At 65.1% G+C, this 23843-nt stretch carries 23 protein-coding genes and 1 pseudogene; 10 read left to right on the top strand and 14 right to left on the bottom strand.

What is annotated here, in order from left to right; genetic code table 11:
* From B2P87_RS00660 to B2P87_RS00670, 3 genes are all read right to left on the bottom strand, one after another.
* On the bottom strand, positions 1–442 hold a 442-nt coding region (locus tag B2P87_RS00660), incomplete at its 3' end, for a class I fructose-bisphosphate aldolase (protein ID WP_286851395.1).
* Between the two features lie 82 nt (positions 443–524).
* Entirely contained in the window at positions 525–857 is a 333-nt protein-coding gene (locus B2P87_RS00665; RefSeq protein WP_141890812.1) for a DUF1992 domain-containing protein, read from the bottom strand.
* Between the two features lie 44 nt (positions 858–901).
* Entirely contained in the window at positions 902–2272 is a 1371-nt protein-coding gene (locus tag B2P87_RS00670) for a PLP-dependent aminotransferase family protein (RefSeq protein WP_141890811.1), read from the bottom strand.
* 146 nt (positions 2273–2418) lie between these two features.
* On the opposite strand from B2P87_RS00670, the gene B2P87_RS00675 reads away from it, so the two are divergent.
* A complete protein-coding gene (locus B2P87_RS00675; RefSeq protein WP_008553423.1) occupies positions 2419–2799 on the top strand; it encodes a DUF983 domain-containing protein in 381 nt (126 codons plus the stop codon).
* Between the two features lie 162 nt (positions 2800–2961).
* Here B2P87_RS00675 and B2P87_RS00680 read toward each other — a convergent pair whose 3' ends face one another.
* Both B2P87_RS00680 and secG read right to left on the bottom strand, forming a co-directional pair.
* Complete coding sequence (locus B2P87_RS00680) at positions 2962–4605, bottom strand: CTP synthase (RefSeq protein WP_141890810.1); 1644 nt, start codon at positions 4603–4605, stop codon at positions 2962–2964.
* 172 nt (positions 4606–4777) lie between these two features.
* Positions 4778–5143 (bottom strand): preprotein translocase subunit SecG, encoded by a 366-nt coding sequence (gene secG / locus B2P87_RS00685; protein WP_141890809.1) that lies wholly within the window; start codon positions 5141–5143, stop codon positions 4778–4780.
* Positions 5144–5315: 172 nt separating this feature from the next.
* Here secG and nthA point away from each other — a divergent pair, with 172 nt between their 5' ends.
* The 5 genes from nthA (at position 5316) to B2P87_RS00710 (ending at position 9226) form a co-directional block, all read left to right on the top strand.
* Positions 5316–5945, top strand: a complete 630-nt coding sequence (gene nthA / locus B2P87_RS00690; RefSeq protein ID WP_141890808.1) for a nitrile hydratase subunit alpha — start codon at positions 5316–5318, stop codon at positions 5943–5945.
* A complete protein-coding gene (nthB, locus tag B2P87_RS00695) occupies positions 5942–6619 on the top strand; it encodes a nitrile hydratase subunit beta (RefSeq protein ID WP_141890807.1) in 678 nt (225 codons plus the stop codon). Before nthA ends, nthB begins: the two co-directional genes overlap by 4 nt.
* Complete coding sequence (locus B2P87_RS00700; RefSeq protein WP_141890806.1) at positions 6616–6948, top strand: nitrile hydratase accessory protein; 333 nt, start codon at positions 6616–6618, stop codon at positions 6946–6948. The genes nthB and B2P87_RS00700 overlap by 4 nt, the downstream gene beginning before the upstream one ends.
* A gap of 728 nt (positions 6949–7676) precedes the next feature.
* Positions 7677–8990, top strand: a complete 1314-nt coding sequence (locus B2P87_RS00705; protein ID WP_058285902.1) for an adenylosuccinate synthase — start codon at positions 7677–7679, stop codon at positions 8988–8990.
* Entirely contained in the window at positions 8990–9226 is a 237-nt protein-coding gene (locus tag B2P87_RS00710) for a DUF2842 domain-containing protein (protein ID WP_058285901.1), read from the top strand. The genes B2P87_RS00705 and B2P87_RS00710 overlap by 1 nt, the downstream gene beginning before the upstream one ends.
* Positions 9227–9423: 197 nt before the next feature.
* Here the strand turns inward: B2P87_RS00710 and B2P87_RS00715 are convergent, their stop codons facing one another.
* Complete coding sequence (locus B2P87_RS00715) at positions 9424–11475, bottom strand: chemotaxis protein CheA (RefSeq protein ID WP_141890805.1); 2052 nt, start codon at positions 11473–11475, stop codon at positions 9424–9426.
* A gap of 140 nt (positions 11476–11615) precedes the next feature.
* Here B2P87_RS00715 and B2P87_RS00720 point away from each other — a divergent pair, with 140 nt between their 5' ends.
* Positions 11616–12302: a thiamine diphosphokinase gene (locus B2P87_RS00720; RefSeq protein ID WP_141890804.1), complete on the top strand. Its 687-nt coding sequence runs from the start codon at positions 11616–11618 to the stop codon at positions 12300–12302.
* Here the strand turns inward: B2P87_RS00720 and B2P87_RS00725 are convergent.
* The 3 genes from B2P87_RS00725 to B2P87_RS00735 all read right to left on the bottom strand — a co-directional run bounded on the left by B2P87_RS00725 (position 12289) and on the right by B2P87_RS00735 (position 15481).
* A complete protein-coding gene (locus B2P87_RS00725; RefSeq protein WP_141890803.1) occupies positions 12289–13203 on the bottom strand; it encodes a DMT family transporter in 915 nt (304 codons plus the stop codon). The two genes, B2P87_RS00720 and B2P87_RS00725, sit on opposite strands and share 14 nt — an antisense overlap.
* Before the next feature lie 197 nt (positions 13204–13400).
* Positions 13401–14774, bottom strand: a complete 1374-nt coding sequence (locus B2P87_RS00730; RefSeq protein WP_141890802.1) for an L-serine ammonia-lyase — start codon at positions 14772–14774, stop codon at positions 13401–13403.
* Positions 14774–15481 carry a glutathione S-transferase family protein gene (locus tag B2P87_RS00735; protein WP_141890801.1) on the bottom strand — a complete coding sequence of 236 codons (708 nt, stop codon included), beginning with the start codon at positions 15479–15481 and terminating at the stop codon, positions 14774–14776. The genes B2P87_RS00730 and B2P87_RS00735 overlap by 1 nt, the downstream gene beginning before the upstream one ends.
* A 233-nt stretch (positions 15482–15714) precedes the next feature.
* Between B2P87_RS00735 and B2P87_RS00740 the strand changes: the two are divergent.
* Both B2P87_RS00740 and B2P87_RS00745 read left to right on the top strand, forming a co-directional pair.
* Positions 15715–16899: pseudogene (locus tag B2P87_RS00740) on the top strand (transposase).
* Positions 16900–17186: 287 nt separating this feature from the next.
* Entirely contained in the window at positions 17187–18221 is a 1035-nt protein-coding gene (locus B2P87_RS00745) for an IS110 family transposase (RefSeq protein WP_141890800.1), read from the top strand.
* A gap of 557 nt (positions 18222–18778) precedes the next feature.
* On the opposite strand, the gene B2P87_RS00750 is transcribed toward B2P87_RS00745, so the two are convergent.
* The 5 genes from B2P87_RS00750 to B2P87_RS00770 form a co-directional block, all read right to left on the bottom strand.
* Positions 18779–19132: a hypothetical protein gene (locus B2P87_RS00750; RefSeq protein ID WP_141890799.1), complete on the bottom strand. Its 354-nt coding sequence runs from the start codon at positions 19130–19132 to the stop codon at positions 18779–18781.
* A gap of 27 nt (positions 19133–19159) precedes the next feature.
* Positions 19160–19780 carry an alpha/beta hydrolase gene (locus B2P87_RS00755; RefSeq protein WP_141890798.1) on the bottom strand — a complete coding sequence of 207 codons (621 nt, stop codon included), beginning with the start codon at positions 19778–19780 and terminating at the stop codon, positions 19160–19162.
* An 18-nt stretch (positions 19781–19798) separates the two neighbouring features.
* A complete protein-coding gene (locus B2P87_RS00760) occupies positions 19799–20221 on the bottom strand; it encodes a MoaF-related domain-containing protein (RefSeq protein ID WP_141890797.1) in 423 nt (140 codons plus the stop codon).
* A gap of 129 nt (positions 20222–20350) precedes the next feature.
* Entirely contained in the window at positions 20351–21523 is a 1173-nt protein-coding gene (locus B2P87_RS00765; protein WP_141890796.1) for an IS5 family transposase, read from the bottom strand.
* A 511-nt stretch (positions 21524–22034) separates the two neighbouring features.
* Entirely contained in the window at positions 22035–22811 is a 777-nt protein-coding gene (locus B2P87_RS00770) for a methyltransferase domain-containing protein (protein WP_141890795.1), read from the bottom strand.
* A 139-nt stretch (positions 22812–22950) separates the two neighbouring features.
* Here B2P87_RS00770 and rpiA point away from each other — a divergent pair, with 139 nt between their 5' ends.
* A complete protein-coding gene (rpiA, locus tag B2P87_RS00775) occupies positions 22951–23739 on the top strand; it encodes a ribose-5-phosphate isomerase RpiA (RefSeq protein WP_141890794.1) in 789 nt (262 codons plus the stop codon).
* The last annotated feature ends 104 nt before the right edge of the window (positions 23740–23843 follow it).

Raw genomic sequence — 23843 nt, forward strand, 5'->3', positions numbered from 1 at the left:
AGCGCATCTTGGTGCCGAAGATGCCCTTGTCGCTGGCGCGCGCCAGCAGCGCGTCCAGTTCCGGCATCGGCTTCATCATCTGCACGCCGTTTTCCTCGTCCGCCAGGCCCTTGTCGACCTTCAGGAACGGCACCACGCCGCAATTGTCCCACAGGTACTCGGCCGTCGGTTTGCCCTCAATCTCGCCGTCCATGGTCTTTTCAAACAGGATCGCGCCCAGGATGCGGTCCTTGGTGAAGCTCGGCGAGGTGATGATGCGGGTGCGCATCTTGTGGATCTCGGCGAACATCTCGTCGTCGTTCGAATAGGCGTCCTCGTTCACGCCATAAAGCTTCAGCGCCTTCGGGGTGGAGCCGCCCGACTGGTCCAGCGCGGCGATAAAGCCCTTGCCGTTGGCGATGCGGTCGAGTTGTTCCTGCTGTACGGAAGCGTCTTTGGCCATAATGCCTCACTCTCTTGCGGATGGTGTGATGTCTTGGCGCTGTCTATAGCGTGAATTGCGCCGGAAACAACGGGGTGTTGCGCTAACGGAAGAAGGATTTCCGCGCATCCCGCGCCATGTTGCAGCGCATTTCCAGATCCGAGATCCGCGCCATCGCCGCCCGGCGCGCCTGCGGGTCCGTCAGCGCGGTATAATCCTTGCGCGCCGCGTCCAGTTCCGCCTGCAGCCGGAACTCCTCCGGCACCACGCCGGCCTCCGCCATGATCCGCAACCCCGCCGCCAAACCCGCATCCAGATGCGCCTCGCCGCTGCGGTCGGGCAGCGGCTTGCCTTCGCCTTCCAGGCCCTGCAACTGCCCTTCGGCCTGGGCTTTGGCCAGCTGCCGTTCGATCAGGTTGCGGAAGGCGCGGATCATGCGGGACCTCGTTGCGGGTGCGGCGCAAGCTTACCAGCCGCGGCTCATCCCAGCCAGTCCTTACGGGTGACCGCATCATTCAGCGCCATCAGGTCCGCGCGCAGCTGCTCCAGGCCGATCGGGCCGCCCAGACACACCCGCACGGCTTCCTCCGGCACGCCCGAAACGGTGAAGGCATCGCTGGGCATGATGCCGATCTGGCGGCCCGCCATGCGGCCCATCAGCTCGGCCCGGCTGGTGCCGCGGGGCAGGGTCAGCCACAGGTTGAAGGCCAGCGGATCGCTTTGCGTAAAGCAGTCCTTCAGCACCTCCCCCGCCAGCGCCTGCCGTTCCGCGGCCGCCTTGCGGAGCGATTTCTGAATCGCCGCCGCGGTGCCGTCCTCGATCCAGCGGCCCAGCAGCGCCAGGTTCAGCGGCGAGACCATCACATGCATCGCGCGCAGCGCCTGGCTGAACTGCCCCGGCGCGGCGCGTTCCGGCACCGTGGTGTAGGCCAGCCGCAGCCCGGCGCCAAAGCACTTGGAAATCCCCGCGATATGCCAGCCAAGGCCGGGAATCAGGCTGCTGACCGGCTGCGGCGCGCCATTGTCGACAAAGCAGTAGGCATCATCCTCGATCAGCGGCAGGTCATGGGTTTGCAGCACCGCCGCGACCTCCTGCCGCCGCTTGGCGGGCATGGTCCGGGTGGTCGGGTTCTGCAGCGTCGGATTGAGGTACAGCGCCGCGGGCCAGTGGTCCTGGACCGCCTTGGCCAGGGCCTCCGGCCGGATGCCGTCCTTGTCGCCCGCCAGCCCGACCAGCCGGAGGCCCAGCCGCGCCGCAATCGAGCGCAGCCCGGGATAGGTCACATCTTCGCACAGCACGGTGGAGCCCGGTTCGCACAGCACCGTCAGAATCGCATAGATGCTGGCATGGGCGCCCGGTGTGATCACCAGCCGCTCCGGCGCGCAGGGCAGGCCGTTGGCCTGCATCCACGCCGCCGCGATGGCGCGGTCCTGCGGGCTGCCGGTCACCGACTGATAGCGCAACAACGGCAGGAGGCTGGCCGAAACATGCTGCAGCCCCTCCTGCATCCGGGCGAGCAGGGCCGGATCGTCCGGCTCCGGCGGCATGTTCATCATCGGGTCTTCTTCCAGCGCCCGGCGCGGATCGGGGCGCCTGGCCAGGGCCTCGGCGGCGCGCACAAAAGTGCCGCGGCCGACAAAGCTCTCGATATAGCCGCGCCGCACCGCTTCGGCGTATCCCCTTGAGACAGTGGAGAAATCCAGCCCCGTCTCCTGCGCCACCCGGCGCTGCGGCGGCAGCCGGTCGCCGGGTTCCAGCACGCCTGCCTCGATGTCGGCCCCGATCGCCTCGGCGATTTCCAGATAGCGGGGCTTGCCGCTGTCCAGCCGGGCAGGAGTCCATTGTTTCATCGCGCTGCCTCCGGGGGTCTTTTTGTGTCGTGAATGATTGGTTCAATGCATCAGTGTGGCATTAAATGCAATATCAATGATTGCATATTGTTTGCATTCAATTGTGGAATCGCGGTATCAGGCCGCAAACCCAAGGAGACGCCGCGATGACCGGGATTGATCTAGCCGAACAGGAGCCGCGGGAGCTGAAGCCCGCCTTGCTGAAGGGGCTGCAACTGCGCTGCCCGAACTGCGGCGGCGGCAAGCTGCTGCACAGCTACCTGAAGGTGAACGACAGCTGCACCGAGTGCGGCCAGGAGCTGCACCACCAGCGCGCCGATGACGGTCCGGCCTATCTGACCATTCTGGTGGTCGGCCACATCCTCGGCTTCGCGCTGCACATCGTCTACACCCAGCTGCGCCCGGACCCGTGGACGCTGGCGATCATCATGTCGGTGATCACGGTGGGGGCCTCGCTGATCATGCTGCCGCGGATGAAGGGGCTGGTGGTGGCCTATCAATGGGCCAAGCGGATGCACGGCTTCTGAGCGCGCCAGAAACGCATTCAATCAAAATGCAAAAGGCGGGCCCAAGGCCCGCCTTTTTCTGTTTTCTCCCGGCGCCGCCTTGGCGGCGCCGGGCCCAACGGGAGCCGCGCATGTGCCATGCGCAGGCGACGGGCGGGAGAATTCCGCCTGCCGCGCGATCCCTCAGACCAGCCGCGACGCGTCCTTGGCGGCGCGCACGAAACCGTCGAACAGCGGGTGCGGCGCGAACGGCTTGGATTTCAGCTCCGGGTGGAACTGCACGCCGATGAACCACGGGTGGTCTGTCCACTCCACGATTTCCGGCAGGCGGCCGTCCGGCGACATGCCGGAGAAGGTGAGGCCGCATTTTTCCAGCTGCTCGCGGTATTTGGTGTCGACCTCGTAACGATGGCGGTGGCGCTCCTCGATATGGGTGCTGCCATAGACCTCGGCCACCTTGGAGCCTTCGGCCAGCGTCGCGTCATAGGCGCCCAGGCGCATGGTGCCGCCTTTGTCGTCGCCCACTTTGCGCTCGACCGTCATATTGCCCTGCACCCATTCCTTGAGGTGGTAGACAACGGGTTCAAAGCGCTTCTTGCCGGCCTCGTGGTCGAACTCTTCCGAGCCCGCCTCGGCAATGCCCGCGACGTTGCGCGCGGCCTCGATCACCGCCATCTGCATGCCGAGGCAGATGCCGAGGTACGGCACCTTGTTCTCGCGCGCGTACTGGGCTGCCTTGATCTTGCCCTCGGTGCCGCGCTCGCCAAAGCCGCCGGGCACCAGGATCGCGTGGAAGCCCTGCAGGTGCGGGGCGGCGTCTTCCTTGTCAAACAGCTCCGCATCGACCCATTCGATCTTGACCTTGACGCGGTTCGCCATGCCGCCGTGGGTCAGCGCCTCGGCGATCGATTTGTAGGCGTCTTCCAGCTGGGTGTATTTGCCGACGATGGCCACCCGCACTTCGCCCTCGGGGTTGTAGATGCGGTCGGCCACATCTTCCCAGCGCTCCAGGTTCGGCTTGGGGGCAGGGGAGATGCCGAAGGCGTCCAGCACCGCCTGGTCCAGGCCTTCGCGGTGGTAGGCCAGCGGCGCCTCGTAGATGGATTTCAGGTCCTGCGCGGCGATCACCGAATCCGGGCGCACGTTGCAGAACAGCGCCAGCTTCTCGCGCTCTTTCTTCGGGATCGGGCCTTCGGAGCGGCAGACCAGGATATCCGGCGCCAGGCCGATGGAGCGCAGCTCCTTCACGGAGTGCTGGGTCGGCTTGGTTTTCAGCTCGCCGGAGGCCTTGATGTAGGGCAGCAGGGTGAGGTGCATGAAAATGCACTCGCCGCGCGGCTTGTCTTGGGCGAACTGGCGGATCGCCTCGAAGAAGGGCAGGCCCTCGATGTCGCCGACGGTGCCGCCGATCTCGCAGAGCATGAAATCGACCTCATCCTCGCCGATGGAGATGAAGTCCTTGATTTCGTTGGTGACGTGCGGAATGACCTGGATGGTCTTGCCGAGGTAGTCGCCGCGGCGCTCCTTCTCCAGCACGTTGGTGTAGATCCGGCCCGAGGAGATCGAGTCGGTCTTGCGGGCGGGCACGCCGGTGAAGCGCTCGTAATGGCCGAGGTCGAGGTCGGTCTCGGCACCGTCGTCGGTGACGAAGACCTCGCCGTGCTCAAACGGGCTCATGGTGCCCGGATCGACGTTCAGATAGGGGTCCAGCTTGCGCAGGCGGACGGAGTATCCGCGGGCCTGCAGAAGTGCCCCCAGTGCTGCCGAAGCCAGGCCTTTGCCCAGGGATGAAACAACACCGCCAGTGATAAAGATGAAACGCGCCATATGTGTTCGGCTGCCCCCGTGAGAAGTCAGATTTCAGCTGCCCGGCGGTGATCGGAATCATTCCAAAAACCGCAGCATCACGGGACTTCATATATAAAGGATTCGCACGAAATGCGCAAGGGAACCGCAAGATGCTGTTGCGGTTCCTATAACCCTCTCAAGGTGTAGTAGGTTAGTCGGCGCTGGGAACCAGCGGCGCGTTGTCGCCTTCGCTGGGCGGCAGCAGGTCGCTGCCCAGCGGTGCCGGCACTGCCGGTGCGCCGCTGTCTTCGGACTGCGGCGCCGCCAGCCGGTCGGTGACCGAGGAGCCTGCGGATTTCTGCGCCGCCATGATGGTCAGGGTGATCGAGGTGCAGATGAAGGCAATCGCCAGCAGCCAGGTCACCTTGCCAAGCGCCGTGGCCGCCGCACGGCCCGAGATGGCGCCGCCGCCGCCGCCGCCCATGCCCAGACCGCCGCCTTCGGAGCGCTGCAGCAGCACCACGGCAATAAGGCCGAGAGCCAGAAGAAGATGGATGATGAGAACAACGTTTTCCATGGGTCCCTGCGGCGGTTGGCTGAGTATCGGGCGGTAAATAGGCAAGATTGCCCGGGGGGGCAAGGGCGGAGTTTGCCTGATGCCGGGCAGCAGCTGTGACGTGCAGTCAGAGGCGGCCGCGCCACTGTTTTGCGGCTGGACGCAGGCCCTTGGCGCGGGGCAGAGTTTTTTCATGCCTCATGATCATCACGACGACCATCCGCACGCCCTCCTGCCGCCAGACCCTGCCTTGCGGGTCAAGGCGCTGGAGACGATTCTCACCGAGAAAGGCCTGATCGACCCCGCCGCGCTGGAGGAGATCATCGACACCTACCAGAACCGCATCGGCCCGCAGAACGGCGCCCGGGTGGTGGCCCGCGCCTGGAGCGATCCGGATTTCAAGGCGGCGCTTTTGGCGGATGCCGATCCGGTGCTGGCGGAGCTTGGGCTTTACGGCCGCCAGGGTGAGCATATGGTGGTGGTGGAGAACACAGCCCAGCAGCACAATATGGTCGTGTGCACCTTGTGCAGCTGCTACCCGTGGCCTTTGCTGGGCATTCCGCCGGGCTGGTACAAGTCTGACGCCTACCGCGCCCGCGCGGTGCGCGAGCCGCGCAAGGTGCTGGCGGAGTTTGGTGTGACCTTGCCGGACGAGACCGCGGTGCGGGTCTGGGATTCGACGGCTGAGGTCCGCTATCTGGTGCTGCCGGCGCGGCCCGAAGGCTCGGAGGGCCTGGGCGAGGAGGAGCTGGCGGCGCTGGTCACCCGCGACAGCATGATCGGCACCGGACTGGCCAAGGCGCCGGGGGAGGTGCCGGCATGACCCGGGTGCATGACATGGGCGGGCGATTCGGCGACGGTCCGGTGGCGCCCGAGGCGGCGGACGCGCCGGTCTTTGCCGAGGACTGGCACGCCCGCGCGCTGGCGGTGACGCTGGCCTGCGGCGCGCTGGGGCAGTGGAACATCGACACTTCGCGCCATGCGCGGGAGAAGCTGTCGCCGAAGGATTACGCGCGCTTTTCCTATTACGAGAAATGGATCGCGGCGCTGGCCGATCTGCTGGTGGAGAAGGGCGTGCTGACGCGCGCGGATCTGGAGGGGAAGGGCGCCGCCGGTCTGCATAAGCTGGCGGAGCGGGCCTTGAAGGCGGAGACTGTTGCCGGGGTGCTGGCCAAGGGCGGCCCGGCGGACCGGGAGGGCGGGCCGCCGCCGCGGTTCTCGCCCGGGCAGGCGGTGCGGGCGCGGATACCGGCGGATAACGCGCTGGTGGATGGCGGCCACACCCGGCTGCCTGCCTATGCCGCCGGGGCGCAGGGTTATATCCTGCGGCTGCATGGCACGCATGTCTTCCCCGACAGCAGCGCCCACGGGTTGGGCGAGGCGCCGGAGCCGCTGTATGCGGTGCGGTTTCATGCCAGCGCTTTGTGGGCGCATCCCGAGCACCCGGAGGACGAGGTGGTGCTGGACCTGTGGCAGAGCTATCTGGAGCCGTTATGAGTATCTGTCCCGAGGTTTCCGCGCCGGAGCCTGTCTTTGCCGAACCCTGGCACGCGCAGGTCTTTGCGCTGACCGTGCATCTGAATGAGGCCGGGCGGTTCAGCTGGGCCGACTGGGTGGAGCGGTTTTCCGCGACGCTGAAGCGCCACGGCCTGAGCCGCGAGCTGGATGGCGGCGAGGATTACTTCCGCGCCTGGCTGGAGACGCTGGAGATGTTCCTGGCGGAGCAGGGGGCCGCGTCGCGCGCTGAGGCCGAGGTGATGCGCAGCCGCTGGGAGGAGGCCTATCTGTCGACGCCGCATGGCGCGCCGGTGCAGCTGCGGGGCTGAGCGCGCGCGGCTTTGGCCGCCGGGGCCTGGGCGGCCTGGGCGGCCTGGGCGGTTTCTCTTGTTTCGTTCCGCGTTCCGTTCCGTTCGGGTGTGCCTGTGACCCAGTTAAGGGGGCGGCGCCGCCGGGTGGAGGTGGACAGACCCCGCCGGGGGCCTGCTCGGACAAGCTCGCTTGGACGACCCCCTTTTTATCAGGGCCGGTCTCCGGGTGTTGCGCAGGCAGCCGCACAGATGCCTGCGCCTCGTATCATGGCCCATGCGCGGAGCCATGGCGGGGGATCGCGATCGTCTGGGAGTGTGGCAGAGCCGGGTGAGGTTTGCGTGAAGGGAGCGTACGGCGGGTGCGCAACACCCTGCGAATGAGCGCCATCCCGCCCGGAACAAGGCGCGCAGCGCCGCCGGGCGAGCGCCTGCCCGCCCCACCGGGCGGGCGCTTTGGAGGGGGCAGTGCTCTCGCGTTAGCTTGTACGGACGGTGCCGGGATAAACTGCCATGCACAGCCGTTGCAGCGCCACCCCGCGGGCAGGCACGCGCCCTGAGGTTGGCGTTGTGTTCTTTGGGAATCAGTAACAGGCAGGGGCAGTCGCGCCCGCCCAGGCAGGCGCAGCCCTTGGTGATCGGGGCGAAAACCTTGGCCAAGCCATCTCCTGCGGCGAATTTCCGGTTCCACTGCCTGCGCAGCATCGCTATATGAGCGTGGGTTTGAACCAGACTGTAAAGGACCGGATATGGCCAATGTCGTCGTAGTCGGCGCCCAGTGGGGCGACGAAGGGAAAGGCAAGATCGTGGACTGGCTGAGCGAGCGCGCTGACGTGATCGCCCGCTTCCAGGGCGGCCATAACGCCGGCCACACGCTGGTCATTGACGGCAAGGTCTACAAGCTGCACGCGCTGCCCTCGGGCGTGGTGCGCGGCGGCAAGCTGAGCGTCATCGGCAATGGCGTGGTGCTGGACCCCTGGCATCTGATCAAGGAAATCGCGACCGTTCAGGCGCAGGGCGTGGAGATCACCCCGGAGACCCTGATGATCGCCGAGAACACGCCGCTGATCCTGCCGCTGCACGGCGAGCTGGACCGGGCGCGCGAAGAGGCCGCGTCGAAAGGCACCAAGATCGGCACCACCGGCCGCGGCATCGGCCCGGCCTATGAGGACAAGGTGGGCCGCCGCGCGATCCGGGTTGCCGACCTGGCGGATGAGGCGACCCTGATTGCCCGCGTCGACCGGGCGCTGCAGCATCACGATCCGCTGCGCAAGGGCCTGGGCGTCGACCCGGTGGACCGCGACGCGCTGATCGCCCAGCTGAAAGAGATCGCGCCGCAGATCCTGCCCTTTGCGGCGCCGGTCTGGAAGGTGCTGAACGAGAAGCGCAAGGCGGGCAAGCGGATCCTGTTCGAAGGCGCGCAAGGCGCGCTCCTGGACATTGATTTCGGCACTTACCCGTTTGTGACCTCCTCCAACGTGATTGCGGGCCAGGCGGCGACCGGTGTCGGCATCGGTCCGGGTTCGATCGACTATGTGCTGGGCATCGTAAAGGCCTATACCACCCGCGTCGGTGAAGGGCCGTTCCCGACCGAGCTGCTGAAAGAAGACGGCACCCCGGATGCGGATGGCGAGCGTCTGGGCACCCGCGGCCATGAGTTCGGCACCACCACCGGCCGCCAGCGCCGCTGCGGCTGGTTTGATGCCTGCCTGGTGCGCCAGACCTGCGCCACCTCCGGCATCAACGGCATTTCGCTGACCAAGCTGGATGTGCTGGACGGGTTCGAGACGCTGAAGATCTGTGTGGGCTATGAGCTGGACGGCGAACGTCTGGACTACCTGCCGACTGCCGCCGACCAGCAGGCCCGCTGCACCCCCATCTATGAAGAGATGCCGGGCTGGAGCGAGTCGACCGAAGGCGCGCGCAGCTGGAACGACCTGCCCGCCAATGCGATCAAATACGTGAAGCGCGTGGAAGAGCTGATCGAATGCCCGGTCGCGCTGCTTTCCACCAGCCCGGAGCGGGACGACACCATCCTGGTGACCGACCCGTTCGCTGACTGATGGCTGAGAAGCAAGGCCTGAGCTACAAGGCCCGGCGGCGCTGGGCTTTGATCATCCTGCTGGTCGGGATGCCGGTTTATATCGTGGCCGCGGTCACGGTGATGAACTGGCTGGACCGTCCGCCGCTGTGGCTGGAGCTGATTGTCTATGTGGGCCTCGGCATCGTCTGGGTGCTGCCGTTCAAGTTCGTGTTCCGCGGCGTGGGTCAGGCAGACCCGGACGCTGAGGACCAGTAACGGGAGGGGCGCTGCCCCGCAGGTTTGATGCTAGGAGGGGCGCTGCCCCGCAGGTTTGATATCAGGAGGGGCGCTGCCCCTCTTGGCCTCGCGGCCAATTCACCCCGGAGTATTTCTGGAAAGATGAAGCCCGCGGGGCTTTGGAAACGAAAAAAGGCGGCTTTGCAGGGCCGCCTTTTTGTTTGTCTGGCCAGGGGTCAGCCCGCGGCGCGTTTTCCGGGTTTGAAGCCGATGTCGCCGGAGGCGGTGAACTGGCCGTTGCCGGAGCGTTCGATCTTGCCGTCGCGCAGCAGCTGGCCGAAGGAGCGCAGCCCGTCTTCGCGGTTGAAGTCGCTGCTGCCGGCGCTGCGCACCTTGTTCATCAGCTGCGGGCGCGAGAAGTGGTCGCGGCCCTCGACGAAGCTCATATAGGCGGCGGCGGCCTCCAGCAGCTCATGCAGTTCGGCGGCGCCGCGTTCTTCGGCGTAGGCGGCAAAGCCGCTGCCGCCGGTTTCGGGCTGCTCGCCCAGAACCGCGGCCGAGACCCGGCGCGGGCGCACCGGCTGACCCGCGGCCTGACCCGCAGACTGGCCCGCGGCCGCGCCCTGGTCGATGCGCTGGGCCGCAACCAGTTTCAGCGGCGCCGGGCGGGATGCCGGGGCGGGCGGACGCTCGGAGCTTGCCTGGCGGCTGCCCGGGCGGCGCGGGCGCACCACGCTGGCCAGATCCTCGCGGTAGGCTTGCGCGTCGTCGCTGTCGCCGGTGCCGCCTGCCGGGCCGGCCTTGGTCGCGGCTACGGCGGCGCGCAGATGGCTGTAGGCCTCGCGCGAGGACGCCGATTCGGGGTCTTCGAGCTTTTCATCCGCGGCGGCCATCAGGCGGCTGACATCGCTGTCTGCCAGGCGGGAGGCTGCGGCCTGCGCGGCGGCAGGCGCCGCGGTGCTGCTGTCATCGCTGTCATCGCTGGCGGCGGTGGCACCGGAGTCATCGGGCCGGTCCGATGCGGCCAGGATTTCCGCCTCCACCTCGGCCAGTTCGCGCATCAGGTCGGCTTCGTCCTCCTCTGACAGCGCCGGCGGAGCGGGGTCCGGCTGCGGGCGGCTGCCGGTGTCCTGCAGGCGGCCGGAGGCGAGGGCCTTGTCGAAATCGCTGCGCTTGACCTTGGTGATGCGCACGCGCGGCGCAGGGGCCGGGGCGGGCGCCTCACCGGCGTCATCCTCTGCCGGCAGGCTGGCAGCTGCATCTTGGTCGTCCTGATCTGCTGCAGCGTCGCCGCCGAGGTCCGCGAACAGGCTGCCGTCAGGGGTATCTTCAGCGGCCTCTTCAGCCTCTTCGGCGCGGGTCTGCGCGGCGGTGTCCGGCTGCTGTGCCGCTGCGCGGCCCAGGTCCAGGCGGTCCAGGGTGCGGGCGATTTCGTCGTCGCCCTCGTCATCGAAATCGGGGGCGCCGCTGTCGTCGTCCTCCATCAGTGCGCTGGTGATTTCCTCTGCGGCGTTTTCCAGCACGTCGTCGGCATGCTCGTCTTCGCTGAAGTCCTCTTCGGGCGCCTGGGCCACCACGGCGCGGATGCGCTGCAGCTTGGCCGCGATGCTGTCGGCGGCCGGTTCCAAGGGCTGGTGCGGCGCCGGGGCGGTATCCTCTGCTTCGGCTTCAGAGACGTCCTCAGGGGCGGATTCGCTGATTTCCAGCAGCTCGACCGAGGGAGTGTCAGCAGGCTGCTCCAGCTGCGGGGCGGCGCTTGCGTCTTCGAGTGCCGCGGCGATGGTTTCTTCGGCTTCGGCTTCGGCTTCGGCTTCGGCTTCGGCTTCGGCGGAGTGCGCCGCTTCGGTCTCAGCCTCCGGTTCCGCGGTTTCCGCTGCGGAGGCCGGGGTGGCCGCTGCTTCTGCGGTGGCGCTTACGGGAGTTTCAGTTTCAACTTCGGCGGCCGGGTCTTCTGCCGGGGCAGGGGCGGGCTGTTCCGCGACCGGTTCCGGAGCCGGAGCCGCCGCGGGCGCCGGGGCGGCGCCAAGCGCCGGGGTGGCGGCGCGCAGGTGGATGCCGCTTTCGCTGGTGCGGGCCTCGACCTGGCGGGCGATCTCGCGCTGGGCGATGCGGGCCAGCATGTCGGCATCGGGCTGCGGCGGCTCAGCGCCGAAGTACCGGTCGTCGGCGGCCAGGTCGCGGAAATACTCGGCGATGGCCTTCATCGTGCCGAAGGAGTCCTCGAACCCTTCCAATGTGCAGGAAAAGGTTCCATAGGATACCGTCAAGACTTTGTTATTGTGTACCATCAGCTCGCTCGTCTTCGCCACATCTGTTGCCGTTCACCTTATTGGCTGGAAGGACCAATTTTGCTCGAATCCGTGCAATTGATCGTATCATTTTGTGTTCAGATTGTGACCTGTTTCCAAAACAGGCGGGAATATGCCGAATGGACAGACTGATTGTTGAAGCTCCGGAACCAATCACCCTGATTGGCGGCGGCGAAATCGCCACCGGCGCGCTGGAGGAGGCGCTGGTGCTGGCGCCCAAGCTGGTGGCGGCGGACGGCGGCGCGGCGGCGGCGCTGGCGGCGGGATACCGGCCGCAGGCGGTGATCGGGGATTTCGACTCGCTGAGCGAAGCGGTGCGGGCGCAGCTGCCGCCGGAGGCGCTGCACCCGGTGGCGGAGCAGGACAGCACCGATTTCGACAAGGCGCTGCGCGCGATTGCGGCGCCGGCGGTGCTGGCGGTGGGGTTCCTGGGGGCGCGGGTGGATCACCAGCTGGCGGCGTTCAGCACGCTGGTGCAGGGGCATGACACGCCGTGCGTGCTGATTGGCGAAACCGAGGTGATCTTTCACCTGGCGCATGAGGTGGCGCTGCCGGCGCGGGCGGGCGAGGTGATTTCGCTGTTCCCGATGCAGGAGGCGACGGGGCGTTCGGAGGGGCTGGAGTGGCCGATCGAGGGTCTGGTGATGTCGCCGATGGGGCGGATCGGCACCTCGAACCGGGCGCTGGGTCCGGTGCGGCTGCTGCCGGACGGGCCGGGCCTGTTGGCGATTGTGCCGCGGCGGCTGCTGGCGGATGTGCTGGGCGCGGTCCGGCTGGACCTCAGGCGGGACCTTAGGCGGGGTTGATGCGCTCTTCGATTTCGTCAGGTTTGCGCTCGCGCATCACCGCATAAAGGCCTGCGCCGATGGTCAGCAGGATGCCGAAGGCGGCGAGCGTGTTGGGGAGTTCCGCAAAGACCAGCCAGCCGAAGAACACGGCCACCGGGATCTCCAGGTATTGCATCGAGGCGAGGGTGGAGGTGGGGGCGAACCGCAGGCTCCAGGTCATCAGCAGATGCGCGATGGTGCCGAGCGCGCCGGCGGCGGCCAGCAGGCCCCAGGTGTCCTGCGGCGGCAGGGCGGTGGAGAGGGCGGCGACACCGGCGGCATCGCCGATCAGCAGCACCGGGGCCAGCAGCACGGTGCCCATGACGCCGGCCACCGCCTGAACGGAAATCGGGTCGGTCTCCTTGGCGATCTTGCGGGTGATCAGCATGAAGAGGGCAAAGATCACCGCCACCAGGAGCGGCCAGAGCGCGTTCCAGCCGACCGCGGCAAAGCTGGGCTGAATGACCAGCAGAGTGCCGGTGAAGCCGACGACGCAGGCGCCGAGGCGGTGCAGGCCGACGTTCTCGTGCAGGACATATTTCCCGAGCAGGAGCATCAGGAAGGGCATCACGAAGGCAATTGCCACCGCATCGGCCAGGGGCAGGTAGCGGAAGGCGGTGAACATGGCGGCGATGCCGCCCATCTGCAGAAGCGTGCGCAGGAACAGGAGCGGCGCCACCCGGCGCGACAGGCTGAGCGGCAGGCGCAGGGCCAGGGCGAGCGGCAGCAGGATCGCGGCCTGGGCGGCAAAGCGGATAAAGACGATCTGGGCAACAGGCACCCGGTTGGTCAGCAGTTTGGCAATGGCGTCGCCCAGCGGGATCACCATGCAGAAGCCCAGCATCAAGGCGATGCCGAGAAGGGGCCGGTCCTGTGTCATGGCGCCACGCTAGGCCCGCAGGGGTTGCGGCGCAAGCTGGAGTTGCGGGAAAAAAAGGAGCGCTGCGCCCTCGTTGGGATGTGACGCGCAGCGGCACGGCCCGCGCCTGACCTTCACCCCGGTCAGGCGCATACGCGCCTCACCAAAGTCAGCCACGGGCCTTATGTCACGCTAGCCTTGCAGGAAAGCTGGGTTTCTCAGCAGTTCGGCACGTTCACCGCGAGGCCGCCGAGCGAGGTTTCCTTGTACTTGTCGTGCATGTCGGCGCCGGTCTGGCGCATGGTTTCGATGCAGGCGTCCAGCGGCACGAAGTGCTGGCCGTCGCCGCGCAGGGCAAGAGACGCGGCGGAGACCGCCTTGATCGCCGCCAGACCGTTGCGTTCGATGCAGGGGACCTGCACCAGCCCCTTTACGGGATCGCAGGTCATGCCCAGGTGATGCTCCAATGCGATCTCGGCGGCGTTTTCCACCTGTTCGGGCGTGCCGCCCATCACCGCGCAGAGGCCCGCGGCGGACATCGCGGCGGCAGAGCCGACCTCTGCCTGGCAGCCGGCTTCGGCGCCAGAGATAGACGCGTTGTACTTGACCAGCCCGGCAATCGCCGCGGCGGTCAGCAGGAAGTCCTCGACATGGGCTTCAGACGCGCCCGGAACATGGTCGAGGTAGTAGCGGATCACGGCCGGCAGGGTGCCCGCGGCGCCGTTGGTGGGGGCGGTCACGACCTGGCCGCCGGCCGCGTTCTCCTCGTTCACCGCCATCGCGTAGACGCTCATCCAGTCGTTGATGGTGTGCGGCGCGGTCTGGTTCAGGCCGCGTTCCGCCATCAGCGCGTCATAGATGCCCTTGGCGCGGCGGCGCACCTTGAGGCCGCCGGGCAGGATGCCGTCGCGCTCCAGCCCGCGGTTGATGCAGTCGTTCATCACCTGCCAGATCCGGGCGGTGCCCTTGGCGAGGCTCTCGGAGCAGCCGCGGGAAATCTCGTTGGCGCGCTTCATCTCGGCAATCGACTTGCCGCTGGCCTTGGCCATCTCCAGCATTTCGGCGGCGGATTTGAACGGGTAGGGCACCGGGTCGCCCTCGTCGGTCGCCTTGCCTGCGGCCAGTTCCTCCTCGGTGACGACAAAGCCGCCGCCGATCGAGTAGAACACCTGTTTCAGGATCACGTCGCCCTGGGCATCGGTGGCCATCAGGATCATGCCGTTGGCATGGCCCGGCAGCGCGTGATCATAGTCGAAGATCATGTCGGCCTTGGGGTCAAAATGCAGTTCGCCCAGCCCCTCGGGGTGCATCTTATGGGTCTTGTTCAGCTCCGCCAGGAAGGCCTCTGCCTTTTCGTCATCATAGTCATGGGCGACAAAGCCGCCGAGGCCGAGGATGGTGGCGCGGTCGGTGGCGTGGCCGACGCCGGTGAAGGCAAGCGAGCCGTGCAGCGAGGCGCGCAGCCCGTGAAATTCAAACGGCGAGGCGCGCATCATGCCGAGGAAGCGTGCGGCGGCAACCATCGGCCCCATGGTGTGGGAGGACGACGGGCCGATGCCCACTTTGAACATGTCGAAAACGGAGAGGAACATTAGGTGGCTGATCCTTCTGGGGGATTGGCGTAGGCCGGAGATGTGAACGGGGTGGCGCCGAGGCCCTCGGCCTCGCGCGACACGGCAACGGCGGGACGGCTTTCCAGTGCGGCGCAGAGGCGCTGCAGGCTGGGGTAATGGGCCAGGGTGAACCAGGATTTGTCGGCCTGCGCAGGGTAGAGCGCCATCCAGCGTATCTGGCAAGCCAGGTAATAGTCCAGCACCGAGGGCTGCGGCGCACCAAGCCAGGCGGGGCGGGCGGCGGCGGCCTGATCGAGGTTGGTCAGATGCTGGTGCAGCCGCTGGCGCAGCACGGTTTGCAGCTGCGCCTTATGCGCCTGCTTCGGGCCGATGTATTTCTCCGGGTAGAACAGCATCCGCAGGTCGGCGTGCAGGGTGTTGGAGGCAAAGACCAGCCATTTCAGGAAGGCGGCGCGGTCCGCGCTGCCGGGCTGCGGCGCCATCGCGCCGTGGCGTTCGGACAGCCACAGGAGGATGGCGGCGGTTTCAAACAGCGGCCCGTCCGGGGTTTCCAGCACCGGGATCAGCCCGTTCGGGTTCAGCGCCCGGTAGGCGGGGCTGTTCTGCGCCTCGGCCCTGCGGTCGACCAGCAGGGTTTCATAGGGCTGGCCAAGCTCCTCCAGCACCAGCCGGATGACCAGCGAGGCATTGTCGGGGGCGTAGTGCAGGCGGTACTCGGGTTTCATGACACAGTATTATGACGCAGACGCGCGGGATATGTGTCCGTTTCCGGCGTTTCCAATAGGAAACCCGCCTTTGTGATGCATGTTTGGCAGGCAGGGCCTGAAGCGGCGGAAAGAAGCCGTTCAGGCCCAACGCGGTGAAAGGGTGTTCAGAGCCTATTCTGTTGAAAAACTCGGGTTGTTTTGGGTATTGAGTGCTGATTCACTTTCCGCGAGGCAAGCGGAGGTGCGTGGCAATGATGGGACCACGGCAGGAAGCGCAGGGCGCGCTGTTCTATGAGTTCTCGATCGAGGATCATGTCCCGCAGGATCACATGCTTCGGGCGATAGATCGGTTCGTCGACCTGTCTGGCATCCGGCGGCACCTGGCTCCTTTCTACAGTTCGACAGGCAGGCCGTCGGTTGATCCGGAACTGATGATCCGGATGCTCCTGGTCGGTTACAAGATGGGCATCCGCTCGGAGCGACGGCTCTGCGAGGAGGTGCATCTCAACCTCGCCTATCGCTGGTTCTGCCGCCTCGATCTGACCGACCCAGTGCCCGACCATTCGACCTTCTCAAAGAACCGGCACGGTCGGTTCCGCGATAGCGATCTCTTGCGGCATCTGTTCGAGACGGTGGTCGCGCGCTGCATCGAGGAAGGGTTGGCGAGTGGTCAGCGCTTTGCGGCGGATGCCAGCCTGATTCAGGCCGATGCCAACCGGCAGAACTCGTCGCCGCAAGCGGACTGGGCCCCCGAGAAGATCGCCCACGAGAACGCGCCGCGCGCTGTCAGGGAGTATCTGGCGACGCTCGACGATGCGGCCTTCTGCGTGGCCAGCCCGGTAAAGCCGAAGTTCACCTCGCATTCCGATCCGGCCTCGCAATGGACCGGCGCACGGGGTGGACCCGCCTATTTTGCCTATTCCACGAACTACCTGATTGACACCGACAATGGCGTGATCCTCGATGTCGAGGCGACCCGCTCGATCCGGCAAGCCGAGGTCGGTGCCGTGCGGACGATGGTGGATCGGGTGAGCGATACCTTCGACCTGAAACCTGAACGCCTGATCGCCGATACCGCTTACGGCACGGGCGAAATGCTCGATTGGCTTGACCGGCAGCGCGGGATCGCCCCGCATATCCCGGTGATCGACAAGTCCGGTCGCAAGGACGGCACCTTTGAAAGGGCCGACTTCACCTACGATGCCGAGAACGACGCCTACATCTGCCCTTGCGGCAAGGAGCTCAAGCAATAACGGCGCGCGTTCACGACACCCCGATCGGGCGCCAATAAGGACGGCACCCTGCGCTCTCCTGCAAGCTCAGAAAGAAGGTCGAGATGCGGCGCGCGCGACGAATTCCACCTCGCAGCCACCGCTCAGAACCTCAGAAAGCTCGCAAAGCTGCTACCCCTACCGCAAACGCCGCGTCCGGCATGAAGAGCGGAGAACGCGCTTTGTTGTAGAAGGCCTCAGGGCGGCGGCAATGCCGAGTTTTTCAACGGAAAAAGCCCTCAGCCGTCATTGCCCTGGGGGCGGCCCTTCGCTGGGGCAGCACGCCAGTCACAGCCCAGAGCGGACATAGACATGGCGACGGGGGGCAATGATGCTGTCGGTGCAAATTTCCATGGCCACTTTCCCGAAAGCATACGTAATTGGGCAGACCCGGAACTGAGGTCGAGCTCCCGATAGGATCACGATAGATCTGTGAACATGGGAGATTTCGAATGGAGTATTTCGCGGGCTTGGACGTTTCGCTGCGGTCCTGCGCGGTCTGTGTTGTCGATGGCAAAGGCACGGTTCTGCACGAGCGAGAACTGCCTTGTGATATTGAGGAGATCGCAGGCTATCTGACTGCGCTTCGCTTTCCAATTGAGCGTGTTGGCTTTGAAGCCGGTGCGATGTGTCAGCATCTGTACTACGGCTTGAAGTCTGAAGGGTTTGAAGTTGTCTGTATGGAAGCGCGTCAGGTCAGCGCCGCACTATCGGCGATGCGCAACAAGACGGATCGGAACGATGCTCGGGGAATTGCTCAAGTCCTGCGCATGGGGTGGTTCAACCCCGTTTATATGAAGAGCCGGGAGGCGCACGGCATTCGGGCGCTTCTGAGCACACGGAAAGCTCCGCTGAGCAAGACCATTGATCTGGCCAACGAAGTCCGCGGTCTTTTGAAGATCTTCGGTATCCGCCTGCCCAAAACAGTGCAGCATGGCAGCTTTGACGGTATGGTCCGGCCAATTGTCGAGATGGATGAGGTGTTGGCCCATGCCTTGCTGCCGCTGCTTGATGCCCGGTTGGCGCTGCACCAACACTTCCTGGAACTGGACCGGAGGGTCAAACGCGCGGCCCGCCAGGATGAGGTCTGCCTGCGCCTGATGACGGCCCCCGGCGTGGGCCCGGTTACAGCATTGACCTTCAAGGCTGCGGTTGATGGCCCCGCGCGTTTCAAACGATCTCGCACCGTGGCCGCTCACTTTGGTTTGACGCCCCTAAGATACCAGTCCGGTGAACAAGATAATCCCGGTCGAATATCCAAGGCCGGGGATCGAGACGTGAGGGCGACACTTTACGCCGCCGCCAACTCCTTGCTGGTACGAACCAAGGCGGGCTCTCAGATCAAATCATGGGGGATGCGGTTGATGCGCACCAAGGGGCGTCGCCGCGCTGTCGTGGCTGTCGCCCGCAAACTGGCCGTTCTGCTCCATCGCATGTGGGTAGATGGCACCGAGTTCCGATCAGGGACGGTGGAGGGCATGGCATGACCTAATAGCCCAATACCAGAACTGAACGGGATCGTCCTCACCGGACGGGGTTCGTGGAAGAAGCCGAAAATGTCTGCTGCGCAACGACAAGCGCGTCCGAAAGCGAGGCTCTCCACAACCAATCCGACACATGCGTGCAGCGATGCCTTCACCCGGCATCACCCAGACTGCGAAGAGAAGCGTGACCCGGATGAGCGACAATGATCCCGTACAAGGAAGGAAAACGAGCTTGACCCAAACGCCCAATTAGAGAAGCTGCCTCTCGGCAGGGTTGAGCTTTCTCAGGTGATGCTGCGGCTCGCACCAGGGGCAGCGGAGCTGCAGGAAGCGCCCTTTGCAAATTCGGCCGTTTGGCGCAACCAGCCGAGGTTTTGTGCTGCGGCGCAGCCCGCCGTTTCAGCCGTTCGCTGCGACTGCGAGGTTCTGGAGCCGGTTAACTCACACAGTGCCGCACAAAGCGCCAATTCGCGGTGGCTAGATTGTGCCGGGCGGAACGCGTTTCTTCGTGTGAAGCGCATCAAAGCCCGGTTTTGTTCGCCTTTCTCAATAGTGCCGGTTCATTGCCCTTTCTTGAAGTGCGCAGCAAGCGGGGCCAGGGCGGCATCTATGACCAGCGGGTCTTCATAGAATTGCAGCTGGTTGGCACCTTTGATCCAATAAAGTGCCTTGTCTGCTGCAGGAATCGTATCGAACAGCTGACGGGGGATCATTGGACCTGATGCAGCCTTGTCGCCATGCACCATCAGTACAGGCGTTTGAAGCCTGGTGACCGTTTCATTGATTTTCCAGCCCCAGATAACTTCTTCGCTCATCGCGGTGATGCGGTTTTCCCACCCGCCCCGATAGGCAAACCAAGGGGCGCGGTTGTCCCAAGGCGCGTACCACTGCGCTATGAGTTCAGCTGTCAGCAAGGCCTCGTCCGATCCAATAATCGGAATTTAGTGGACCTCGCCGCTTTTTTCGTAGACAGCCCGCGCTTCGGCGGCACGCTCTTTACGTGCAGCAATCGCTTGGTCGTTCTCCAAGTAGAGTGTTGCCGTGGCGGGGGTCAGATAGTGGCAGGCCACGATGCCAAGCGCTGACACGCGGCGGTCACGAACCGCGGCTTCTATCGCCCAGTTCACCCCCTGGCAGATGCCCAAAACACCAAGCTTGTCCTGTGCCACACCGTCCTGCACGGACAGAAATGTCAGGGCGGCGCCGATATCTTCTAACTTTGCCTCGCCGGATTCAAAACGGCGCGGCTCACCCGAGCTGGCCCCGTGATAGCGCGGAACAAAAATCAGCACGGTCAGCCCCTGGCGGGCCAAGCGCGTGGCGTATTGCACCGGAGACTGCTCTTTCACAAAGGCCACCGGGCCAACCACCGCCACAGCTGGAAAAGGTCCCTCGCCGGGAGGCATGAAAAGTTTCCCGGCCAGCGTCTCGGCACCGCTGGGAAAGGTTACATCACGGACCTCATACATCGGTGAAGCGGTCGTTTGCGCCGCAGCAGGAAGGCTCGCGGCAACTGCCGAGCCCGTAATCAGCCCGGCAAACATTCTGCGGGTTACATCCATCTTCAGTCTTCCTTTGGGTCATTGAGACACGTCTTCGATCACAGTCTCACTGTGAAAGCGCGTTCCACCATTGGTGATGTAATTGACGAAGAGCCGGTTGCGCTGAATGTCGAAGACATCCACCACGTTTCCATCAGCCTCGGTGAAGGCAATCACAAAGACGCCTGGGCGCAGATCGGTATGCACGATCTCTTCCTCACCCGAGGTGCCGGCAGTGCCATCCGGAGCCTCGACGCGGGTCCATCGAATGCGGTCCGGGGCGATAAAGTCCATGCGGATGCGATACCCGGACACCGCGTATTCATAGCTTTTTCCGGTTACATCGTTGATTGCGCTGAGTTCTGCGGTCCAGCTTGTGTCCCGGTCTGCGGCATTAGCAGGATCTGAGGCTGCCACCGCGGCAGCAAGCAGCGCGGCGGAAACGAGTGGGGGTTTGAACATGGTCGGTCATTAGCAGGGCGCTGAATTAGTCAGGCCAGCGGGACGCTGTTCTCTCTGAGGGGGTGGTCTCCCTTGTCTCCCTTCCGGATCGGGGGGCTGGAAGCAGGCTTGTGGCTACCTCATACAGCCTCATTCTGCCAGCAACCGGGGCAGCCGGGCGAGATTTCCAGCGGCGAGCGTCAGGATGAAGCGCGACCGCACCCGTTCGACGCCGCGATAGACGGTCTGGGACATGCTGCCAACGGTCTTGGCCCAACCAAACGCCTCCTCATTCCGTTTGCGGTGCTTCTGGGACAGGGCATAGCCTTTGTGCCGGGTTGTTCGCCCGTCGATTGCTGAATGCCGCGCCTTCCTGGCGACGTGCGGGGTGACACAGGTCTGGCGGAGATCCGCGACGAATTGGGCCGCATCGTATCCCTTGTCGGCACCCAAGGTCAGCTGCCGGGGCGATCCGGGGGAGTGGCGGTGCAGCATGTCCAATGCGGCCTTGCGTTCGGCGCGGCCGTCAGCATGGGTCAGGTCGCCTTGAACAACCAGCCCGTGCCGGTTCTCCATCAGCGCATGCCCCATGAAGCACAGCACCGCACCCGTGCCGGGGGATTTCTTGTAGAGCCGTGCGTCCGGGTCACTGACCGAAGCATGAGTCGCATTCGAACGCTTCTCGCCCTTGAAGTTGACCTCGGGATTTCGGCTGCGGCGGTTGGAGCGGGGCATTTGATCGGTCTCGGTTTCGGGTAGGATGGGCTGTGCGGTAGGGGTGATGCATGTCGAAGGCGGGTCATCCGACCCGTCATCGCCGGGCGGTGTGCCTGCGGCCTTCGGCTGGAAACTCTTCATCGATGCCCAGGCCTTGATGAGCGTGTCATCGACCGAGAAGTGGTCGTCCGACAGGAGTGGCGCGACTACTTGATGCGCCAGAATGGCCGCCATCACCTTGCGCGACATATCGGCTGTCAGCAGCCGGTCGCGGTTCTTGGTGAACACCGTGGGAACCCAAACAGGGTCATCGATCCCGAGGCCGGTAAACCAGCGGAACAGCAGATTATACTGCATCTGTTCCATCAGTTGCCGCTCGGAGCGGACCGAAAACAGGATTTGCAGTAGGCAGGCTCGGATCAGCCGTTCCGGCGGGATCGAGGGGCGGCCGAAATCGGTGTAGAGCGCCTCGAAATCGGCATCCAGGCTGGCCAGCGCGTCATTCACGACCTGCCTGATCTTGCGGAGCGGGTGCCGCGCGGGGATGCGCTCTTCCAGATCGACATAGCTGAAAAGCGATCCGCTCGCTTCGTCCGTCCCGCGCATCATCAAACCCCGCTGAAGTTATGCTGAGGGTGAATCATGTTCCTCAGACCGCGTCGAGAGCCGACTTCTTCAGCAGCCTGCTAAAGGTAAACGGCTCTCACTTGTGTGTTCTTCGTCAAGCATCTTTTGCAACCGCCCAACAGCCCGTCTTTTTGTCATCAATAGAACCACTTCATTGCCTAGGCGCACTCAAGGTAAAACCTCAAAGACACGCAAAAGTTGATTGCTTCCTCAAACTGTCCGCAACAGTATGATTTTTTATGATTTTTTGAATGCAGAGCTAAACTGACGAACTGAGTACGTGATGTCCAGCATGTGCCTTACAATCTAACTGGCAAAGCCTGCTTGTCGCGCACTGCGGCCACAGAGTGCTGTCGAGGCTGCGGCCGCAGCGAAAGGCGGCTCCGTCCCGCAACGCAGGCGTTCAGAAATGCCGCGGGGCGCGGCCGGATCGGGACAGGGGTGCTTGACGCAGGGGGCTGGCCGTTGCCCCGGGGCGGCGCATACCGGGTCAGATCCGCCGGGCGGTGCAGACGAAATGGGTGAGGGAGAAGAAGAACCGGCCCTCTTGCGCCAGCTCCTCCTGCTCCTGCGCCCAGGCGGCGGCGTCGTCTTCGTCGGTGGCCCCTGTCTGCACCGCATAGGCGCGGATCAGGCGGATCAGCACCGCGGCGAGGCCGTCGGGGCGCAGGCTGGTATCGCAGAGGGTGACGGGCCGCATCGATTCGAGGGCAAAACCGCAGTCGCGCAGTTCCTCCGGCAAGCGGGCAGGCACCGCGCGTTCGGCCAGGTGGCTGTCCCAGATATCCATGAACCGCTGCATCCGGGCGCGGTTGTCGCTGTGCCAGGCGAAGGTGTCGAAGTGAATATCCCCGATCACCAGGCGGCCGTCCGGCTTCAGCACGTGATGCAGGGCGCGCAGCACCGGACGGCGGCTGGTGATGTATTCTAACACCTGCACCGACACTGCCTTGTCGAAGCTTTCCGGCTCAAACGGCAGGCTGGCGGCATCGCTTTCGGTCAGGGTGGTGTTGCTGCGCCCCTGCAGCCGCTGGCGCGCGGCGGCCAGCATGTCGGGGCTGGCGTCCAGTCCGGTGACATGGCCTGCGGGGCCGGTGGCGCGGGCGAGTTCCGCTGTCAGCAGGCCGTTGCCGCAGCCCAGGTCCAGGATCCGGTCGCCCGGCTGCGGCGCCAGCGCGTCGAAACTGGCGCGCCGCCGCCGGGAGATGTCGGCGCCCTGATAGGCGTCTTCCAGCACGCGGGTGGTTTCCTCGTCGAATTGCAGCATGACTTCGGTCCCCCTTAAATAGTTAACCTATAGGCCGGAATGGCGCGGTTTCCACTTTTGGGGCGTTGCAAAAGCCCTCTCGCACCCGGGCGGCAAACTGCCTATAACCGCGGCAAACGCGTTTCACGGAGCCGAACACATGACCGGAGAACTGTCGCCCATCGACAAGGCGAAATTCGTAGCTGCCAAGCGGGCGGCCGAAATGGTGGAGGACGGGATGCGGGTCGGCCTGGGCACCGGCTCCACCGCGGCCTGGCTGGTGCGCTGCCTGGGCGAGATGGTGCAGAAGGACGGGCTGAAGATCACCGCCGTGCCGACCTCCTCGCGCACCGCCGCGCTGGCCCGCGATGTGGGCATCAACGTGGTGTCGCTGGATGAGGCCAAATGGCTGGACATGACCATCGACGGCGCCGATGAGTTCGATGCCGACCTGAACTTGATCAAGGGCGGCGGCGGCGCGCATCTGCAGGAGAAGATTGTCGCCACAGCCTCGGACCAAATGGTGGTGATTGCGGACGCCAGCAAATCGGTTGAGACCCTGGGCGCCTTCCCGCTGCCGGTGGAGGTGCTGCGCTTCGGCTGGCAGAGCAGCCAGGCGCTGATCGAGGAAACCCTGGTGTCGATGGACGTGATGGGCCGCAGCACCACGCTGCGGATGAACGGCGATGCGCCGTTTGTGACCGACGAGGGCAATTATATCCTGGACCTGCATCTGCACCGCATCGGCAACGCCCGCCAGCTGGCGCTGGTGCTGAACCAGATCCCCGGCGTGATCGAGAACGGGCTGTTCATCGACATCTGCGATACCGTGGTGATCGGCTATGGCGACGGCCGGGTCGAGGTGCGCGACATCAACGAAGGCACTGTCGAGAAGGACAAGCTGGAGTTCGTCGACACCGACAACCTGTTCACCGACCTGCACGATTAAGCTGCGGCTCAGTGTGAGCTTGGCACCCGGCCGTCAGGCCGGGCCGCGCCCGTCCCGCAGCTGCCGGGGCGGGCGTTTTGCGTTTGTCCCGGCGGCGCGGCGCT

This window comes from Leisingera sp. UBA4491 (assembly GCF_002388965.1).
GTDB classification, from domain to species: Bacteria; Pseudomonadota; Alphaproteobacteria; order Rhodobacterales; family Rhodobacteraceae; genus Leisingera; species Leisingera aquaemixtae.

Coding starts and splice junctions, on each gene's coding strand:
- B2P87_RS00665 (WP_141890812.1), bottom strand. CDS start 857: ATGATCCGCGCCTTCCGCAACCTGATCGAACGGCAGCTGGCCAAAGCC.
- B2P87_RS00670 (WP_141890811.1), bottom strand. CDS start 2,272: ATGAAACAATGGACTCCTGCCCGGCTGGACAGCGGCAAGCCCCGCTAT.
- B2P87_RS00675 (WP_008553423.1), top strand. CDS start 2,419: ATGACCGGGATTGATCTAGCCGAACAGGAGCCGCGGGAGCTGAAGCCC.
- B2P87_RS00680 (WP_141890810.1), bottom strand. CDS start 4,605: ATGGCGCGTTTCATCTTTATCACTGGCGGTGTTGTTTCATCCCTGGGC.
- secG (WP_141890809.1), bottom strand. CDS start 5,143: ATGGAAAACGTTGTTCTCATCATCCATCTTCTTCTGGCTCTCGGCCTT.
- nthA (WP_141890808.1), top strand. CDS start 5,316: ATGCCTCATGATCATCACGACGACCATCCGCACGCCCTCCTGCCGCCA.
- nthB (WP_141890807.1), top strand. CDS start 5,942: ATGACCCGGGTGCATGACATGGGCGGGCGATTCGGCGACGGTCCGGTG.
- B2P87_RS00700 (WP_141890806.1), top strand. CDS start 6,616: ATGAGTATCTGTCCCGAGGTTTCCGCGCCGGAGCCTGTCTTTGCCGAA.
- B2P87_RS00705 (WP_058285902.1), top strand. CDS start 7,677: ATGGCCAATGTCGTCGTAGTCGGCGCCCAGTGGGGCGACGAAGGGAAA.
- B2P87_RS00710 (WP_058285901.1), top strand. CDS start 8,990: ATGGCTGAGAAGCAAGGCCTGAGCTACAAGGCCCGGCGGCGCTGGGCT.
- B2P87_RS00715 (WP_141890805.1), bottom strand. CDS start 11,475: ATGGTACACAATAACAAAGTCTTGACGGTATCCTATGGAACCTTTTCC.
- B2P87_RS00720 (WP_141890804.1), top strand. CDS start 11,616: ATGGACAGACTGATTGTTGAAGCTCCGGAACCAATCACCCTGATTGGC.
- B2P87_RS00725 (WP_141890803.1), bottom strand. CDS start 13,203: ATGACACAGGACCGGCCCCTTCTCGGCATCGCCTTGATGCTGGGCTTC.
- B2P87_RS00730 (WP_141890802.1), bottom strand. CDS start 14,774: ATGTTCCTCTCCGTTTTCGACATGTTCAAAGTGGGCATCGGCCCGTCG.
- B2P87_RS00735 (WP_141890801.1), bottom strand. CDS start 15,481: ATGAAACCCGAGTACCGCCTGCACTACGCCCCCGACAATGCCTCGCTG.
- B2P87_RS00745 (WP_141890800.1), top strand. CDS start 17,187: ATGGAGTATTTCGCGGGCTTGGACGTTTCGCTGCGGTCCTGCGCGGTC.
- B2P87_RS00755 (WP_141890798.1), bottom strand. CDS start 19,780: ATGGATGTAACCCGCAGAATGTTTGCCGGGCTGATTACGGGCTCGGCA.
- B2P87_RS00760 (WP_141890797.1), bottom strand. CDS start 20,221: ATGTTCAAACCCCCACTCGTTTCCGCCGCGCTGCTTGCTGCCGCGGTG.
- B2P87_RS00765 (WP_141890796.1), bottom strand. CDS start 21,523: ATGCGCGGGACGGACGAAGCGAGCGGATCGCTTTTCAGCTATGTCGAT.
- B2P87_RS00770 (WP_141890795.1), bottom strand. CDS start 22,811: ATGCTGCAATTCGACGAGGAAACCACCCGCGTGCTGGAAGACGCCTAT.
- rpiA (WP_141890794.1), top strand. CDS start 22,951: ATGACCGGAGAACTGTCGCCCATCGACAAGGCGAAATTCGTAGCTGCC.